Source organism: Aphanothece microscopica RSMan92, assembly GCF_046613545.2.
In the GTDB taxonomy this organism is placed as follows: Bacteria; Cyanobacteriota; Cyanobacteriia; order PCC-6307; family Cyanobiaceae; genus NIES-981.
On record NZ_JBKKKY020000361.1, the window covers coordinates 1 to 573 of the forward strand.

Annotated in this window: 1 protein-coding gene; it reads left to right on the forward strand. The window is 67.4% G+C overall.

Going from position 1 to position 573, the window contains the following annotated elements:
• Positions 1-88 precede the first annotated feature (88 nt).
• On the forward strand, positions 89-573 hold a 485-nt coding region (gene rlmJ / locus ACLD7X_RS18005; protein ID WP_411425058.1), incomplete at its 3' end, for a 23S rRNA (adenine(2030)-N(6))-methyltransferase RlmJ.

Sequence of the window (573 nt, forward strand, 5' to 3'; positions counted from 1 at the left end):
TGAACGACGCGAAGCCGGACCGTGTTCTCTACGTCAACCTCGGGCAGGACGGCACGATGATCGACCTCGCCTCCATCACGCTCGGTGAATGAACTACCGGCACGCCTATCACGCGGGAAACCACGCCGACGTGCTGAAGCACGCGGTGCTGGCGCGCGTGATCGAGAACATGAAGAAGAAGGACAAGCCGTTCCGCATCATCGACGCGCATGCCGGCACCGGGCTCTATGATCTGGGCGGCACCGAGGCGGGAAAGACCGGGGAATGGGAAGGCGGCATCGGCAGGCTGGCGGAGCCGCTCGCCGCGGAGGCCGAAGCGCTGCTGGCGCCCTATCGCGCGGTGATCGCCGCGCTCAACCCGCAAGGCGGTGTCAGGCTCTATCCCGGCTCGCCCGAGCTGGCGCTGCGGCTGATGCGGGACAGTGACCGCATGATCGCGAATGAGCTGCACCCGGAGGACGCGATTGCGCTGGAGCGGCATTTCATCCGCGACGGGCGCGTCGACGTGACCAGCATGGATGCGGAGACCTGCCTCAAGTCCAGGCTGCCGCCGCCGGAGCGGCGCGGCGTGAT